Origin of the sequence: Palleronia sp. LCG004 (assembly GCF_032931615.1) — a bacterium.
Lineage (GTDB): Bacteria > Pseudomonadota > Alphaproteobacteria > Rhodobacterales > Rhodobacteraceae > Palleronia.
The window spans coordinates 1,544,801-1,561,395 of the sequence record NZ_CP136759.1 but is presented as its reverse complement, the minus strand read 5'-3'; the positions used below and the strand labels follow the sequence as shown (position 1 = coordinate 1,561,395).

Below are 16,595 nucleotides of genomic sequence, written 5' to 3'. Positions count from 1 at the left end.
CCGCCCGTCACTCCACCGTCACGGATTTGGCAAGGTTGCGCGGCTGATCCACGTCGGTGCCCTTGGCGATCGCCGTATGGTAGGCGAGCAACTGCGCGGGCACCGCATAGAGGATCGGGGCCCAGAGTTCGGGCACGTCCGGCATCTGCGCATGGTGCCAGACATTCGGCTGCGTCGAGAGGCCTGCCGCATCGCTGAACAGCACCACGCGCCCGCCACGCGCCATCACTTCCTGCATGTTGCTGACCGACTTCGCGAAGAGCCTGTCCGACGGGGCGAAGACGATGATCGGCACATGCTCGTCGACGAGCGCGATGGGCCCGTGCTTGAGTTCGCCCGATGCATAACCTTCGGCGTGGATGTAGCTGATCTCCTTGAGTTTCAGCGCCCCTTCGAGAGCGAGGGGATACATCGCGCCGCGCCCCAGAAAGAGGATGTCCTGCGCCTCGGAGATATCGCGGGCGATATCGCTGATCTCGGACTCGGCGTTGAGCGCATGGGCGATCAGGGCGGGGATGCGCCCCAGATCGTCGAGATGGCCGGCGATTTCGGACGCCGACAGCGTGCCGCGATCCTGTGCCGCCTTGAGCGCCAGAAGGCCCAGCACGGCCAGCTGGCAGGTGAAGGCCTTGGTCGAGGCGACGCCGATCTCGCGGCCCGCGAGGATCGGAAGCGCCAGATCTGAGGCCCGCGCGATCGAGGAACTCTCGACATTGACGACCGAGACGATCCGCGCGCGCCCCTCGCAATAGCGCAGCGCGGCAAGCGTGTCGGCCGTCTCGCCCGACTGGCTGACGAACACGGCGAGCGTGCCTTCGGGGATCGGGGGCTCGCGATAGCGGAATTCCGATGCGACATCGACCTCGACCGGCAGGCCGGCAAGCCGTTCGATCCAGTATTTCGCGGTATGGCAGGCATAGGAGGCGGTGCCGCAGGCGACCATCACGATGCGCGTCACATCCGAGAAGTCGATGCCCGGATCGGGGAAGGCGAGTGCACCGTCCCTGACGTAATGGCCCAGCACGGCGTCGAGCACTGCGGGCTGTTCGGCGATTTCCTTGGCCATCCAGTGGCGGTGGCCGCCCTTCTCGACGCGGCCCGCCTCGGGGGTGATCGGGACGCTCGTGCGAATGACGGGGCGGTTCGCCGCGTCGAAGATCTGCGCGGAGGCCCGCGTGAGGACGGCCCAGTCGCCTTCCTCGAGATAGGTCAGGTGATCCGTCATCGGCGCAAGCGCGATCGCGTCGGAGCCGACGAAGGCCTCTCCGTCGCCCAGCGAGATGGCAAGCGGCGATCCGCGACGCGCGACGATCATGAGGTCGTCGTGGCCGTCGAAGAGGAAGGCCAGCGCAAAGGCCCCTTCGAGGCGTTCGAGCGTGCGGGCCACGGCCTCCTGCGGGGTCGCGCCATCCTCGAGGAAGCTCTGGGTGAGGATCGCGACGGTTTCGGTGTCGGTCTCGGATTCGGTGCCGAGATTGCGGGCACCGAGTTCGTCCCGGAGCGCGGCGTAGTTCTCGATGATGCCGTTATGGACGACCGCGACGGACCCCGAACGATGCGGATGCGCGTTCGTGACGCTCGGCGCGCCGTGGGTCGCCCATCTGGTATGGCCGATGCCCGACATGCCGGGCAGGGGCGCGCGCACCAGATGATCCGACAGGTTGATGAGCTTTCCGACCGCGCGGCGACGGTCGAGCCGCCCCTCGTCGATTGTCGCGATCCCCGCACTGTCGTAGCCGCGGTATTCGAGGCGCTTCAGCGCCTCGACGAGGATCGGCGCGACCTGATGCCGGCCCAGAACACCCACGATCCCGCACATGTCAGATCCTGTCCTTGTTCTTGGCCGCGCGCAGCCTGTCCATGAACCGGCGCGCAAAGCCGTCCTTGTTCTGCTGGCGCGCGCGGGCGACCGCCATCGCACCGTCGGGCACGTCCATCGTCACGACCGACCCGGAGGCGGTCATCGCATCGCGCCCGACGCTGACCGGGGCCACGAGCATCGTGTTCGATCCGATGAAGGCATTGTCGCCGATGGTCGTTCGATGCTTGAAAACGCCGTCGTAATTGCAGGTGATCGTGCCCGCGCCGAGATTGGCGGCCGCCCCGATCTCGGCGTCGCCCACATAGCTGAGGTGGTTGACCTTGGCACCGTCGTGGATGCGGGCGTTCTTGGTCTCGACGAAGTTTCCGATGCGGACGCGCTCTGCGATGTCGGTGCCGGGGCGCAGCCGCGCATAGGGGCCGATCACCGCGCCTCCCGCGACCCGCGCCCCTTCGAGATGGCTGAACGCCCGGATCCGCGCGCCGCTTTCGATCGTCACGCCGGGGCCGAAGATCACGTGAGGCTCGATCGTGACGTCCTGCGCGACCCGCGTGTCGTAGGCGAAATGGACGGTTTCCGGTGCCGTGAGGGTGACGCCGGCCCCGAGCGCGGCTTCCCTGGCGCGGGCCTGGAAGAGCGCCTCGGCGCGGGCGAGTTCGGCGCGCGTGTTGACGCCCATCGTCTCGGCCTCGTCGCACGTCACGGCAGCGGTCCCGAGACCCGCCTCGCGCGCCGCGGCGACGATGTCGGTAAGATAGTACTCCCCGCTCGCATTGTCGTTGCCGATCCGGTCGATCAGTTCGAACAGGCGTTCGGCATCCGCACAGATAACACCGGAATTGCAGAGGGTTACGGAGCGTTCCTCGTCCGTCGCATCCTTGTATTCGACGATCCGTTCGAGCCGGCCGTCACGAAGGAGGAGCCGGCCGTAGCGACCGGGATCGGCGGCCTCGAAGCCCAGCACCACGATTCCCGCGCCGTCACGCCGGGCCTGCACCATCGCCCGAAGCGTCTCGGGCCGGATGAACGGCGTGTCGCCATAGAGCACGAAGACATCGCCCGTCGCGCCTGCCATCGCCTCGCGCGCTTGCGCCACCGCATGGGCGGTGCCGCGCTGCTGCGACTGGATCACGATGTCGAGCGCGGGGTCGTGCGACCGGGCGGCCTTCTTCACCGCATCGGCCCCGTGGCCCGCGACGAGGATGCGCCGCTCGGGCGAGAGATCCGCCGCGGAGCCGAGCGCGTGGACGAAGAGCGGCGCATGCGCCACCTCGTGCAGGACCTTGGGCAGATCGGATTTCATCCGCGTGCCCGCACCGGCGGCAAGAACGATCAGATGGGTTGCCATGGCACGCTTTCGTCTGCTCTCGGATTGCCGGCGTTTCTATCCCAGGTGCGCCCGGTTGCAATCCCCGCTTGCCTTCACATGACGTTGCTGCAGGTTACAGCCGGCTGAACGAGGGAGCGGCGCATGCGAACGGTGATCTTCGATCTGGACGGGACGCTCATGGATACGAGCGGCGACCTGATCGCGGCGGCCAATGCCTGTTTCCGCGATCTCGGCCATGGGGACCTGCTGCGCCCCGAAACCGACAAGGCCATCGCCCATCGCGGCGCGCGCGCGATGCTGCGGGCGGGCCTCGGACGGGTGGAGATCGAGGACGAGGATCTGGTCGATCGCCAGTATCAGCCGCTGCTCGATCACTATGGCGAGGCGATCTGCGTGCATTCGACGTTCTATCCGGGGGCGATCGAGGTGGCGGACACGTTGCGCGCGCGCGGCATCCGCGTGGGCATCGCCACCAACAAGCCCGAATGGCTGGCCGACAAGCTGCTGCGCGCCGTCGGCCTGCGCGAGCATTTCGGGCCGCTGGTCGGGGCCGACACGCTCGAGACGCGCAAGCCCGATCCCCTGCATTTCTGGGAAGCCGTGGACCGGGCGGGCGGCGACCGGCTGCAGGCCGTCCTCGTGGGCGATACCGAAACCGACCGCGAGACCGCGCGCCGGGCGGATGCGCCGTCGATCCTCGTGGCCTTCGGACCGGAAGGGCGCGGGATCGAACGTCTTTCCCCCGATGCGCTGCTCGAGCATTTCGACGATCTGCCGGATCTCTTCGACGGGCTCATGTTGCGGAACGGCGCGCGGCGGGTTTCGTGACGGAGGGGGCGTGACGGGCAGGCCGAAGGTCCGCGGCCTGAACGGCTGGGCGCTGCTTTCGCTCGGCGCGGTCATCGTGACGGCGGCGGTCATGGGCTTCGTCGTCGGCTTGCGCGCCATCACCCTGGACGAGAGCGAAGTCCTCATGAGCTATGCGGAACGCTATGCCGAGGAGACGGGCGGCAGCATCGGCGACTGCGTCGGTCTGCCCGGAGACGGCGATGTCTGGATGCGCGTCGCCTGCCTTGGCGATCCGCCGCGGGTCTACGGCATCTCGCGGTTCGGCTTCGAGGTCGATCCGGGCGTTGACCCCACGCTCTGACGCGCGGCCTTGCGGGGCGGAGGGCGCACCCCTAAGGTTCCCGGGCGGGAGATTTGGGAGGATCTTGTTGCGGTGAAGCTCACATCCGGGATCCTGACCAATTCGGCGGAATTCGCCGAGAACCGCGACCATCATCTCGGCCTCATCGAGGAAATGCGGGACGCCGCCGAACGCGCCATGGCGGGTGGCGGTGCGCAAGCGCGCGAGCGTCACGAGGCGCGCGGAAAGATGGCCCCGCGCGACCGGGTGGCGGCGCTGCTCGATCCCGGATCTCCCTTCCTCGAGGTCGGGCTGACGGCGGCGCACGGAATGTACGACGGCGGCGCCCCCGCGGCCGGGGCCGTGGCGGGTGTGGGGCGGGTCGCGGGGCGGCAATGCATGATCATCGCGAACGACGCGACTGTGAAGGGCGGGACCTATTACCCGATGACCGTGAAGAAGCATCTTCGCGGGCAGGAGATCGCGGAAGAGAACCATCTGCCCTGCATCTATCTGGTGGATTCGGGCGGCGCGAACCTCCTGCAGCAGGACGAGGTCTTCCCGGGCCGCGACCATTTCGGGCGGATCTTCTACAATCAGGCGAACATGAGCGCGAAGGGCATCGCGCAGATCGCGGTCGTGATGGGATCGTGCACCGCCGGGGGGGCCTACGTGCCCGCCATGTCGGATGTGACGATCATCGTGCGCGATCAGGCGACGATCTTCCTGGCCGGTCCGCCCTTGGTGAAGGCCGCCACGGGCGAGGTGGTGAGCGCCGAGGATCTGGGCGGCGGCGACGTGCATACGCGGCTGAGCGGCGTGGCCGATTACCTGGCCGAAGACGACGCGCATGCGCTGGCCCTTGCCCGGCAGGCGGTCGCATCGCTCGGGGCGGGGCCCGCGTCGGACGTGATCCGCGAAGCGCCCGAGGCCCCCGCCTTCGACCCCGAGGAGGTTCTGGGCATCGTGCCGCGGAGCCTGACCACCCCATACGACGTGCACGAGGTGATCGCACGGCTGGTCGACGGGTCGCGCTTCGACGAGTTCAAGGCGCGGTTCGGTGACACGCTCGTCACGGGCTTCGCCCATATCGACGGCTGGCCGGTCGGGATCGTCGCGAATAATGGCGTGCTGTTCTCGGAGGCCGCGCAGAAGGGCGCGCATTTCATCGAGCTTTGCGCGCAGCGGCGCGTGCCGCTCCTCTTCCTGCACAACATCACCGGCTTCATGGTGGGCCGACAGTACGAGAATCAGGGCATCGCGCGGCACGGGGCCAAGATGGTGACGGCCGTCTCGACCGCCGCGGTGCCGAAGATCTCGATGCTGATCGGCGGGTCCTTCGGTGCCGGCAATTACGGCATGGCGGGACGCGCCTTCTCGCCGCGCTTCGTCTGGACCTGGCCCAATTCGCGGATCGCCACGATGGGCGGGCCGCAGGCCGCGGGCGTCCTCGCGACCGTCACGCGCACCCAGAAGGAAAAGCGCGGAGAGGATTGGAGCGAGGCCGAGGAGGACGCCTTCAAGGCACCGATCCTCGACCAGTTCGCGCGGCAATCCCATCCCCTCTATGCGAGCGCGCGGCTCTGGGATGACGGGGTGATCGATCCGCGGCGCGCGCGGGGCGTGCTGTCGCTCAGCCTCGCCGCGGCCCTGAACGCACCGATCCCCGAGACGCGGTTCGGCGTCTTCCGGATGTAGCAGGCATGCGGGGAGGGGAGTGAACATGTTCGAGCGTATCCTGATCGCCAATCGCGGCGAGATCGCCTGCCGCGTGATCGACACGTGCCGCAGGCTCGGCGTCGAGACGGTCGCGGTCTTCTCCGAAGCCGATGCCGGCGCGCGCCATGTCGCGATGGCGGACATCGCTGTCGGGATCGGCGGCGCGGCCCCGTCGGAAAGCTATCTGAACGGCGATCGCATCATCGCGGCGGCGAAGGCGACCGGTGCCGAGGCGATCCACCCGGGCTATGGCTTTCTGAGCGAGAACCCGGACTTCGTGCAGGCGGTCGCGGCGGCGGGCCTCGTCTTCATCGGGCCGTCGGCCGAGGCGATCCGCAAGATGGGCCTCAAGGACGCCGCCAAGGCCGTGATGGAGGCTGCGGGCGTTCCGGTCGTCCCGGGCTATCACGGGCGCAATCAGGATGACGCGCATCTGGGCCGCGAGGCCGACCGGATCGGCTTTCCGGTGATGATCAAGGCGGTCGCGGGCGGCGGCGGCAAGGGCATGAGGATGGTCGAGCGCGCCGAGGATTTCGCCGAGGCGCTCGGCTCGGCGCGGTCGGAGGCGCGCAACGCGTTCGGCAACGATACCGTCCTGATCGAGAAGTTCGTGACGCGGCCCCGCCATATCGAGATCCAGGTCTTCGGCGACGGCACCCGCGCCGTGCATCTGTTCGAGCGGGATTGCTCGCTCCAGCGGCGTCATCAGAAGGTGATCGAGGAGGCTCCGGCCCCCGGCATGCGGCCCGAGATGCGCGCCGCGATGGGGGCCGCGGCCGTCCGCGCGGCCGAGGCGATCGGCTATGCCGGTGCCGGAACGGTCGAGTTCATCGTCGACGGAACCGAGATGGAGGGAGAGCCCGGGCGAGGCTTCTTCTTCATGGAGATGAACACCCGTCTGCAGGTCGAGCATCCGGTCACGGAAGAGGTCACGGGCGTCGATCTGGTCGAGTGGCAGCTTCGCGTGGCGGCGGGAGAGGACCTCCCGGTCCGTCAGGACGATCTGGTCCTCTCGGGCCATGCGATGGAGGTGCGGCTCTATGCCGAGGATGCGGCGGCGGGGTTCCTGCCCGCCACCGGCACGCTTCATGCGCTGCGGTTTCCCGACGGCGTGCGGATCGAGACCGGCGTGCGCGAGGGGGACGCGATTTCGCCGCATTACGACCCGATGATCGCGAAGATCATCGCGCGCGGAGAAAGCCGGGAGGCCGCGATGCGCGTGCTGGCGCGGGCGCTCGGGAAGATGGTCGTGGCCGGGACCGTGACGAACAAGGCGTTCCTTCAGGCATTGCTCGGTCACCAGGGGTTCCGCGCCGGGCGGGTCGATACCGGGCTCATCGGGCGCGAGATGGAAAGCCTCGTGCAGACTGCCGAGCCACCGGCGGAGGCCGTCGCATTGGCCGCGATCGCGGCGCTGGGCCTCCACCGGCCGGGTGACGACTTGCAGGGTTTCGCGCTTTGGTCCGGCCGCGGGCAGCCCTGCCTGTTGAGATCGGGCGAGCGTGAGCTGTCGCTTCGGGTCGAGTGCGATGGCGGAACGGTTCGCCGTGTCATGGGCGAGGGGATGGATCTCAGGCTGGTGCGCCTCGGGGATGCCTGGCGCATCGACGGCCGCCGGATGCCGGATCCCGTGCGGGTGGGTGCCCGCATCGCCGTTGCGCAAGGACCGGGATTCGTCTTCGAGGCGGTCGATCCTCTGGATCGGGCATCGATCGCGGGACCGGGCGAGGATGTCGTGACCGCCCCGATGCCGGGTCTTGTCAGGACACTGCACGTCGCGCCGGGCGACGCGGTCGAGGCGGGCGACCCGCTCGCCGTGCTGGAGGCCATGAAGATGGAGCATGTCCTGCGCGCGGGCCGCTCGGGCGAGATCGCCAAGATCATGGTGGAGGAGGGCGCTCAGGTCAGCGCCGGCGACGCGCTTCTGCGCCTCGCCGAGGAATGAGCGCCGGACCATGGTCCTTTTCGTTCCGGCCTGATAGGGGAGCGCCACGATCCGCGAGACGGGACCCCGATGATCACTCTCCACCATTGCCATCAGACACGTTCCATGCGGACGCTCTGGCTGCTCCATGAACTCGACGTCGAGTTCCAGCTTCGCGTCCGGCCCTTCGACCGGTCGCTGCGCGATCCGGAATATCTCTCGCTCAATCCTGCGGGGCGGGTCCCCGCGCTCGAGATCGACGGAGAAGTCATCTGGGAGACGGGTGCCATCACCGAAGTGCTCTGCGAGCGCTTTGCGGATCGCGGTCTGGGTCGCCCGCCCGGCGATATCGACCGCCCCGATTTCCTCGTCTGGCTGCACTTCGCCGAGACGATCAGCCAGCATGCCGCCGCGCTGACGCAGCAACATATCGTGATCTACGAAGACGCGATGCGCTCGCCCACGGTCATGAAGATCGAGGCCAAGCGGCTCGAGAAATGCTTCGCTGCGATCGAGGCGCGGCTGTCGACGCCGCTCGAGAATCGCGACTACCTGCTGACGAGCGGCTTCTCGGCGGCCGACATCTCGGTCGGGCAGGCCGTCTACATGGCCCGCCACTTCGCCCGGCTCGATCCGTTCCCCGAAGTCGCGCGGTGGTACGCGCAGATCACCGAGCGCGAGACCTTCGCCAACGCGCTGCCACCTGCCGGCGCGGAGCTGCTTTACGACCGGGAATTCTATCCGCCCTGGCCCGAATGACGCACGGCCTGCGCCGATGTGACCTGCGCGGCGGCGTTGACGCTTGGCTGACGCGCCTCTAAATCCAATCCCAACGCACCGGACGGTCCGACGATACGAAGGAAGCCACCACTTATGGACGCCATCCTCTCCCGCGAATACCTGCCCATCATGATCCTGCTGGGATTCGCCGTCGCACTCGGCCTGATCCTGATGCTGGCCGCGATGATCGTCGCGGTGCGAAACCCCGATTCCGAGAAGGTCAGCGCCTATGAATGCGGGTTCAACGCGTTCGACGACGCACGGATGAAATTCGACGTGCGGTTCTACCTCGTGTCGATCCTGTTCATCATCTTCGACCTCGAGATCGCGTTCCTGTTCCCCTGGGCGGTGAGCTTCAACGTGATGAGCGACGCGGCCTTCTGGTCGATGATGGTATTCCTCGGCGTGCTGACCGTCGGATTCGCCTACGAATGGAAGAAAGGGGCACTCGAATGGGAGTAGTCACCAACCCGAACGCCGCCGGTGCCGATCGCGACGTGGCCACGCAAGAGCTCAACAACGAGCTGACCGACAAGGGCTTCCTGCTCACGACGTCCGAGGACATCATCAACTGGGCGCGGACAGGCAGTCTGCACTGGATGACCTTCGGCCTCGCCTGCTGCGCGGTCGAGATGATGCACACCTCCATGCCGCGCTACGATGCCGAACGGTTCGGTGTCGCGCCGCGTGCCTCTCCGCGTCAGTCGGACGTGATGATCGTGGCGGGCACGCTGACCAACAAGATGGCCCCCGCGCTCAGGAAGGTCTACGACCAGATGCCCGAGCCGCGCTACGTGATCTCGATGGGGTCCTGCGCCAATGGCGGCGGGTACTACCACTACAGCTACAGCGTCGTGCGCGGCTGCGACAGGATCATCCCCGTCGACATCTACGTGCCGGGCTGTCCGCCGACGGCCGAGGCGCTGCTCTACGGGATCCTGCAGCTTCAGCGCAAGATCCGCCGCACCGGCACGATTTCCCGTTGAGGAGGGCATAGCATGGCCGAAGCCCTGAAAGAGCTCGGAGAGCACATCAAGTCGCGTCGCAAGGATTGCGTGCTCGACTACGATATCGCGCTGGGCGAGTTGACGATGACCGTCTCGCTGAGCTCGCTCGTCTCGCTGATCGAGTTCCTGAAATCCGACAGTTCCTGCCAATTCTCGACGCTGGTCGACATCACGGCGATCGACCATCCGTCGCGGGAGACGCGCTTCGAGCTCGTCTACCACTTCCTGTCGATGTACCAGAACCAGCGTATCCGCCTGAAGGCCGAGGTGCGCGAGGACGAGATGGCCCCGTCGATCACGAGCGTCCATCCCTCGGCCAACTGGTTCGAGCGCGAGGTCTTCGACATGTTCGGGATCCTTTTCGCGGGCCATCCCGACCTGCGGCGCATCCTCACGGATTACGGTTTCCGGGGGCATCCGCTCCGCAAGGATTTCCCGACGACTGGCTATACCGAGGTTCGGTACGACGAAGTCAGCAAGCGCGTCGTCTACGAGCCGGTGAGCCTCGTCCAGGAATATCGGCAATTCGATTTCATGAGCCCCTGGGAAGGGGCGGAATACGTCTTGCCCGGCGACGACAAGGCCGAGGCCAAATCGTGATGGGCCATGCGGCCAGCGTCGAAACCGTGCCGGCATTCTCCGTGCCGGACGGCTTCGTGCTGGCCGAGCGCTTTCGCGGCCTCCGCACCCTGTTTTTCGTTCTGGGAACGCAGAAGGCGTCGACGACGTGGCTGGCCAGGATGCTGTCGAAATCCGCCGAGTGTCACGTGTCGCCCACGAAAGAGCTGCATTACTGGGACATGCGCGAACGCCGCAAGGCAAGGTCCGCCGCCATCGCCAAGTGCAACGAGACGATCCGGAACAAGCTCCGTGACATGGCGCTGTCGATCGGCCATCCCGCGCGCGCAAGGGTGGCGCTCAACCAGCTGCGGCTCGGTCTTGCAAAGCGGTCGCTGACGATCGACCCGTCGGTGCAGAACTACTGCCGGCTCCTGATGCGGGGTCGGCGCGACCAACCCGTTGTCGGAGAGCTTACGCCGGTATATTGCCTCCTCTCCGCCGAAACGATCCGTCGCATGGCGCACCTTCACGACGACACGCGGTTCGTCTTCGTCATGCGCGACCCCGTCGACCGGCTCTGGTCGGGCGTGAAGCAGGCGTTCCAGACGGATACGCGCCCGCGGGACAGAGTTTGGAGCGACATCAGAGCGACGTTCGAGGCGTCCATCGACGATCCGTCTTCCAAGGCCTACCGGCTGAGCGATTACAAGGCGATCATCTCGAATGTGGAACAGGCGGTCGAGCCGGACCGCATTGCCTATTTCTTTCACGAGACGATCAGGACGGACGGCGAGATGAGACGGCTTTCGAGCCATCTCGGCCTGACCGGGATCGACGTCGAGCCGGAACGCCGCGTCAATCGCAGCTTGCATGACGGTCTCGCATTGCCGGAAGACGCCGCGCGCCGCGCGCGCGATACTTTCGAACCAACCTATGCGTTCGTGGCCGAACGCTTCGGCGAACGGATGCCGCCATCGTGGCGCGCCGCGCCGGTGAACTGAAAAGGGGGCTTCGGGTCCATGAAAGATACCGATTTCGAAGACGCTCTGACGGGCGAACAGAAGATCCGTAACTTCAACCTGAACTTCGGCCCGCAACATCCGGCGGCGCACGGCGTTCTGCGGCTGGTCCTCGAGCTCGACGGCGAGATCGTCGAGCGCTGCGACCCGCATATCGGTCTGCTCCATCGCGGCACCGAGAAGCTGATGGAGAGCCGGACATATCTCCAGAACCTGCCGTATCTCGACAGGCTCGACTACGTGTCGCCGATGAACCAGGAACATGCCTGGTGCCTCGCCATCGAGAAGCTGACGGGGACCGAGGTACCGCGCCGCGCATCGCTCATCCGGGTGCTCTATTCCGAGATCGGTCGCATCCTGAACCACCTGATGAACGTGACGACGCAGGCGATGGACGTGGGCGCTCTGACACCCCCTCTCTGGGGCTTCGAGGAACGCGAGAAGCTCATGGGCTTCTACGAGCAGGCCTGCGGTGCGCGCCTTCATGCGGCCTATTTCCGTCCGGGCGGCGTGCATCAGGATCTGCCGGACAAGCTGATCGAGGAAATCGACGCGTGGTGCGATCCGTTCCTGAAGGTCCTTCAGGACATCGACGACCTTCTGACGGACAACCGGATCTTCAAGCAGCGCAACGTCGATATCGGCATCGTCAACGAACAGGAGATCCAGGACTGGGCCTTCTCGGGCGTGATGGTGCGCGGATCCGGCCTCGCCTGGGATCTGCGTCGCTCGCAGCCCTACGAATGCTATGACGAATTCGATTTCCAGATTCCCGTCGGCAAGAACGGCGATTGCTTCGACCGGTATCTCTGCCGCATGGCCGAGATGCGGGAATCGGTGAAGATCATCCGTCAGGCATGCGAGAAGCTGAGGGTCGAGAAGGGCCCGATCATGCATCGCGGCAAGCTGTCGCCGCCGACGCGTGGCGACATGAAGACCTCGATGGAAGCGCTGATCCACCACTTCAAGCTCTACACCGAAGGCTTCCACGTTCCCGCGGGCGAGGCGTATGCCGCGGTGGAGGCTCCGAAGGGCGAATTCGGCGTCTACATGGTCGCCGACGGAACCAACAAGCCCTACCGCGCCAAGCTCCGCGCGCCGGGCTATCTGCACCTTCAGGCGATGGATCACATCGCCAAGGGGCACCAGCTCGCCGATGTCGCCGCGATCATCGGAACGCTCGACGTCGTGTTCGGCGAGATCGACAGGTGAGCGCTCGACGGTCCCTCCCGCGCTTGCACGCGGGGGCGGGGCCGGTATAGGACCCGGCTCGAAGACCGATGCGCCCGAGCCCGATACCCGGTCGGTGCCGTCCGCGACGCCCGATGCGATAGGAATACCACGATGCTGAGACGCCTCTATCACGACCAGCCCGAAAGTTTCGCCTTCACGGCCGAGAATCGCGAATGGGCCGAGGCGCAGATGACGAAGTTTCCCGAAAGCCGTCAGGCCTCGGCGGTCATCCCGCTCCTGTGGCGCGCGCAGGAACAGGAAGGCTGGCTCAGCCGCCCGGCGATCGAGGAAGTCGCGCGGATGCTCGACATGGCCTATATCCGGGTGCTCGAGGTCGCGACCTTCTACTTCATGTTCCAGCTGCAGCCCGTGGGCAGCGTCGCCCATATCCAGGTCTGCGGCACGACGTCGTGCATGATCTGCGGTGCCGAGGATCTGATGGCCGTCTGTCGCGACAAGATCGCGAAGCGTCCCCACCAGATCAGCGATGACGGCAAGTTCAGCTGGGAAGAGGTGGAATGCCTCGGAGCCTGTGCGAACGCGCCGATGGTGCAGATCGGCAAGGATTACTACGAGGACCTGACCGAAGAGAGCTTCGCCAACCTGCTCGACCGGTTCGCCGCGGGCGAAGTCCCGGCACCGGGGTCGCAGCAGGGCCGCTTCGCGTCCGAGCCGAAATCCGGGCTGACCAGCCTCGACGAGGACGCGGTTCAGGACGCGAATGCGAGCAACACGCTCGCCCGCGACCTCGCGGATACGATCAAGCGCATCGATGGCAGCGAGGTGCCGATCCGGACGCCGTGGCGCGATCTGGACCAGCCCGGTGCGGCGACCCCGCCGCCAGTTCGCGACGATCTGCTCGGGCCGAAGGGCGGCATCGACGAGCCGACGCCGGGGGCCCAGCCCGCCGCCGACAAGGAGATCAGCGACGACGGCATCACCAAACAGGAGGCCGAGGTCGACGGCAAGGGCCGCCCGGAAGAGGGCGACGTGGCCGAGGAACCGGCGGGCGAGGCGAAGCGCGGCGAGATCCGCGCGGCCGGTGAAACCGACGAAACCGTGGGCTCCGAACGCGAACGTCTGGGCGACGGGTCCGGCCCGCTGAGCGGCGAGGCGTCCGGCAGCACCGCGCCGGGCCTCCCCGAAGCGGGCGACACCGCCGCGAGCCAGGAAACGCGCGTTCTTGCCAGCGACGAGCGCCAGCCGCAGGCCCTCGACGCGCCGCGCTCGGGTACTGCCGACGATCTCAAGCGGATCAACGGCATCGGCCCGAAACTCGAGGAGTCCCTCAACGGCATCGGCATCTATCATATCGACCAGATCGCCGAATGGTCCCCGCACGAAGTCGCCTGGATCGACCGGAACCTCGAAGGGTTCAAGGGCCGGGCGAGCCGTGACGACTGGACCGGTCAGGCGCGCAAACTGACGCAGGGTGGGGAGACAGAAAGCTGATCGCGCGCTAGATGTTTCTCTGAAGGGCCATGATGGGCCCGTTGAACAGGGATGGATGGAAGATGAGCAAGCAGACGCAGGGATCCATGATCCTGGTGGCGGCCCTCGCCGGAGGCTTCGGGTTCGTGGCTTTCGTGGGGCTTATGGTGGTTGGCGGTTTCTCGTTCTCTCCCGCCCTGTTTCTTGCCCTCGTGGTTGCCGCGGCGGCCGCGATCTTTCTCTTCACGGGATTTCACAAGGCCAACGACACTCCGGCCCTCTCCGTGCGCGAACACCGGTCGCTGACACCTTCGAGTGACGGCAAGCTCGGCAACCGCACGGTCGAATCCGGGACAGCCGGCCTGAAGCCCGGGACCGCGGGTGTCGCCGCGGGCTCGGACAAGTCCGCCGAGACCGAAGCGCCCGCCATCTATCCGGCCGAAACGGGCCGGCAGGGGGCGGCGGGTCTCGCCTCGGGCGCGGTCGCCGATGTGCGCAACGCCCATGCCGACAGTTTCGAAGGGACGCCCTTCGATGCAGGCGCTAGGAAAGCCGATGACGGGACGGCACCGGGTACGACGGCGGAGGCCAGGCCGGAGACCGCGTCCGAGCCGGTCGCGATCGGATCATCGGGAACGGCGGCGAGCAGTGTCGCAGGCACCGCGGCTTCGGATCCGTCGCCGCGGGAGAATGCACAGGTTTCGGTCGATGATACGATCATCGGGACCGAGCCCGCGCGTCTCGACGGTCCGCGCGACGGCGGAGCGGACGATCTGAAGGAGATCCGGGGCATCGGCCCGCGGCTGGAGGAAACGCTGAACCGTATGGGCTTCTACCATCACGACCAGATCGCCGGATGGACCGATGGGGAAGTCGCCTGGGTGGACGAGAACATCGAAGGGTTCCGCGGCAAGGCAAGTCGTGACGACTGGCGCAGCCAGGCGAAGGATCTTACCGCGTCGTGACGCTGAGCGGTCGAGGATGGACGGTCCCGCGGGGCAGGGGGCATCATGTCCCGCGCTGACGAGCTCGCCCAGGCGAAGCAGGCGCGGAATGTCGGCGTGGTGCTCGCCGCGACGATGGTCGTCTGGGTCGTCGGGCAATGGGTCGGCGGATGGCTGGGCCTTCCGGCGCGATATGTGTTCCTGCTCGACCTGGCGGCACTCGCCGCCTTCGTCTGGGCTTTGATCGTGACGTTTCGCATCTGGCGACGGCGTCGCGACGCATCGAAATGAGTTATCGGCGGCCGCCGGATGGTCGCCCGTAGGCAAGGATATCCGTTATGCTGGACGACAAGGACCGCATCTTCACCAACCTCTACGGTCTCAAGGACCGTTCGCTCGCCGGAGCGAAGGCGCGGGGGCATTGGGACGGCACGGCAGACATCATCAAGAAGGGTCGTGACTGGATCGTTCAGGAGATGAAGGATTCGGGCCTGCGCGGTCGTGGGGGCGCGGGCTTCCCGACCGGCGTCAAATGGTCCTTCATGCCGAAGGAATCGGACGGTCGGCCGTCCTATCTCGTGGTGAACGCCGACGAATCGGAGCCCGGAACCTGCAAGGACCGGGAGATCATGCGCCACGATCCGCACACGCTGATCGAGGGCTGCCTGATCGCGAGCTTCGCGATGAACGCGCATGCCTGCTACATCTATATCCGAGGCGAATACATCCGCGAGCGCGAGGCGCTCCAGGCGGCGATCGACGCCGCCTATGACGACGGATTGCTGGGCAAGAACGCCGCCGGGTCCGGCTGGGATTTCGACCTCTACCTGACGCACGGGGCGGGGGCCTATATCTGCGGCGAGGAAACCGCCCTTCTCGAAAGCCTCGAAGGCAAGAAGGGCATGCCTCGGATGAAGCCGCCGTTTCCGGCGGGCGCGGGTCTCTACGGGTGCCCGACCACGGTCAACAACGTCGAATCGATCGCCGTCGCACCGACCATCCTGCGCCGTGGCGCGTCCTGGTTCTCGAGCTTCGGACGCGAGAACAACGCGGGCACCAAGCTTTTCGCGATCTCGGGGCACGTGAACAATCCGTGCGTCGTCGAGGAAGCGATGTCGATCACCTTCGAGGAGCTGATCGACAAGCATTGCGGCGGGATTCGCGGCGGTTGGGACAACCTCAAGGCGGTCATTCCCGGTGGATCCTCGGTTCCGTGCCTGCCCGGGCGGGTGATGCGCGAGGAAGGCATCATGGATTTCGACTGGCTGAGGGAGAATCGCTCGGGTCTCGGGACCGCGGCGGTGATCGTGATGGATCAGTCCACCGACATCATCAAGGCGATCTGGCGGCTGAGCGCGTTCTACAAGCACGAGAGCTGCGGTCAGTGTACGCCCTGCCGCGAAGGGGCGGGCTGGATGATGCGCGTGATGGATCGTCTCGTGAAGGGCGATGCCGAACCGTCCGAGATCGACATGCTGCTCGACGTCACGAAGCAGGTCGAGGGCCACACGATCTGTGCGCTCGGCGATGCCGCCGCATGGCCGATCCAGGGCCTGATCCGGCATTTCCGTGACGAGATCGAGGAGCGCATCGCGTCGAAGCGCGCGCCGGTCGCGGCCCAGTAATCCCGAGCCGGGACGAAAGGGCCGCGCGTCGGAATTGCGAAGACCGGTCGGTCGGGGTATCCGCGATGCGC

The 16,595-nt window shown here is 66.6% G+C and carries 16 protein-coding genes; 14 read left to right on the top strand and 2 right to left on the bottom strand.

Features of this window, described 5'->3' with window-relative positions:
• Positions 1-7 precede the first annotated feature (7 nt).
• Together glmS and glmU are read right to left on the bottom strand one after the other, a co-directional pair.
• Positions 8-1,819, bottom strand: a complete 1,812-nt coding sequence (gene glmS, locus RVY76_RS07485; protein ID WP_317373259.1) for a glutamine--fructose-6-phosphate transaminase (isomerizing) — start codon at positions 1,817-1,819, stop codon at positions 8-10.
• Position 1,820: 1 nt separating this feature from the next.
• A complete protein-coding gene (gene glmU / locus RVY76_RS07480) occupies positions 1,821-3,170 on the bottom strand; it encodes a bifunctional UDP-N-acetylglucosamine diphosphorylase/glucosamine-1-phosphate N-acetyltransferase GlmU (RefSeq protein ID WP_317373258.1) in 1,350 nt (449 codons plus the stop codon).
• 123 nt (positions 3,171-3,293) lie between these two features.
• On the opposite strand from glmU, the gene RVY76_RS07475 reads away from it, so the two are divergent.
• The 14 genes from RVY76_RS07475 to nuoF all read left to right on the top strand — a co-directional run bounded on the left by RVY76_RS07475 (position 3,294) and on the right by nuoF (position 16,524).
• Positions 3,294-3,980, top strand: coding sequence for an HAD-IA family hydrolase (locus RVY76_RS07475; protein ID WP_317373257.1), 687 nt, complete (start codon positions 3,294-3,296; stop codon positions 3,978-3,980).
• Positions 3,981-3,990: 10 nt separating this feature from the next.
• Positions 3,991-4,302 carry a hypothetical protein gene (locus RVY76_RS07470; protein WP_317373256.1) on the top strand — a complete coding sequence of 104 codons (312 nt, stop codon included), beginning with the start codon at positions 3,991-3,993 and terminating at the stop codon, positions 4,300-4,302.
• A gap of 72 nt (positions 4,303-4,374) precedes the next feature.
• The gene (locus RVY76_RS07465; protein ID WP_317373255.1) at positions 4,375-5,979 is read left to right on the top strand and encodes a carboxyl transferase domain-containing protein; all 1,605 of its coding nucleotides are present in this window, start codon (positions 4,375-4,377) and stop codon (positions 5,977-5,979) included.
• 25 nt (positions 5,980-6,004) lie between these two features.
• Positions 6,005-7,945 carry an acetyl/propionyl/methylcrotonyl-CoA carboxylase subunit alpha gene (locus tag RVY76_RS07460; protein ID WP_317373254.1) on the top strand — a complete coding sequence of 647 codons (1,941 nt, stop codon included), beginning with the start codon at positions 6,005-6,007 and terminating at the stop codon, positions 7,943-7,945.
• A gap of 69 nt (positions 7,946-8,014) precedes the next feature.
• Positions 8,015-8,683, top strand: a complete 669-nt coding sequence (locus RVY76_RS07455; RefSeq protein ID WP_317373253.1) for a glutathione S-transferase family protein — start codon at positions 8,015-8,017, stop codon at positions 8,681-8,683.
• A gap of 114 nt (positions 8,684-8,797) precedes the next feature.
• Entirely contained in the window at positions 8,798-9,166 is a 369-nt protein-coding gene (locus RVY76_RS07450) for an NADH-quinone oxidoreductase subunit A (RefSeq protein ID WP_317373252.1), read from the top strand.
• Positions 9,157-9,690: an NADH-quinone oxidoreductase subunit B family protein gene (locus RVY76_RS07445; RefSeq protein ID WP_317373251.1), complete on the top strand. Its 534-nt coding sequence runs from the start codon at positions 9,157-9,159 to the stop codon at positions 9,688-9,690. Before RVY76_RS07450 ends, RVY76_RS07445 begins: the two co-directional genes overlap by 10 nt.
• A gap of 12 nt (positions 9,691-9,702) precedes the next feature.
• The gene (locus RVY76_RS07440) at positions 9,703-10,311 is read left to right on the top strand and encodes an NADH-quinone oxidoreductase subunit C (RefSeq protein WP_317373250.1); all 609 of its coding nucleotides are present in this window, start codon (positions 9,703-9,705) and stop codon (positions 10,309-10,311) included.
• A complete protein-coding gene (locus RVY76_RS07435) occupies positions 10,311-11,273 on the top strand; it encodes a sulfotransferase (RefSeq protein WP_317373249.1) in 963 nt (320 codons plus the stop codon). The genes RVY76_RS07440 and RVY76_RS07435 overlap by 1 nt, the downstream gene beginning before the upstream one ends.
• 18 nt (positions 11,274-11,291) lie before the next feature.
• Positions 11,292-12,503: an NADH-quinone oxidoreductase subunit D gene (locus RVY76_RS07430; RefSeq protein WP_317373248.1), complete on the top strand. Its 1,212-nt coding sequence runs from the start codon at positions 11,292-11,294 to the stop codon at positions 12,501-12,503.
• Between the two features lie 132 nt (positions 12,504-12,635).
• Positions 12,636-13,976 (top strand): NADH-quinone oxidoreductase subunit E, encoded by a 1,341-nt coding sequence (locus tag RVY76_RS07425; RefSeq protein WP_317373247.1) that lies wholly within the window; start codon positions 12,636-12,638, stop codon positions 13,974-13,976.
• Between the two features lie 62 nt (positions 13,977-14,038).
• Positions 14,039-14,920, top strand: coding sequence for a hypothetical protein (locus tag RVY76_RS07420; protein ID WP_317373246.1), 882 nt, complete (start codon positions 14,039-14,041; stop codon positions 14,918-14,920).
• Positions 14,921-14,965: 45 nt separating this feature from the next.
• Complete coding sequence (locus RVY76_RS07415) at positions 14,966-15,190, top strand: DUF5337 family protein (RefSeq protein WP_317373245.1); 225 nt, start codon at positions 14,966-14,968, stop codon at positions 15,188-15,190.
• Between the two features lie 47 nt (positions 15,191-15,237).
• Entirely contained in the window at positions 15,238-16,524 is a 1,287-nt protein-coding gene (gene nuoF / locus RVY76_RS07410; protein WP_317373244.1) for an NADH-quinone oxidoreductase subunit NuoF, read from the top strand.
• Positions 16,525-16,595 lie beyond the last annotated feature (71 nt).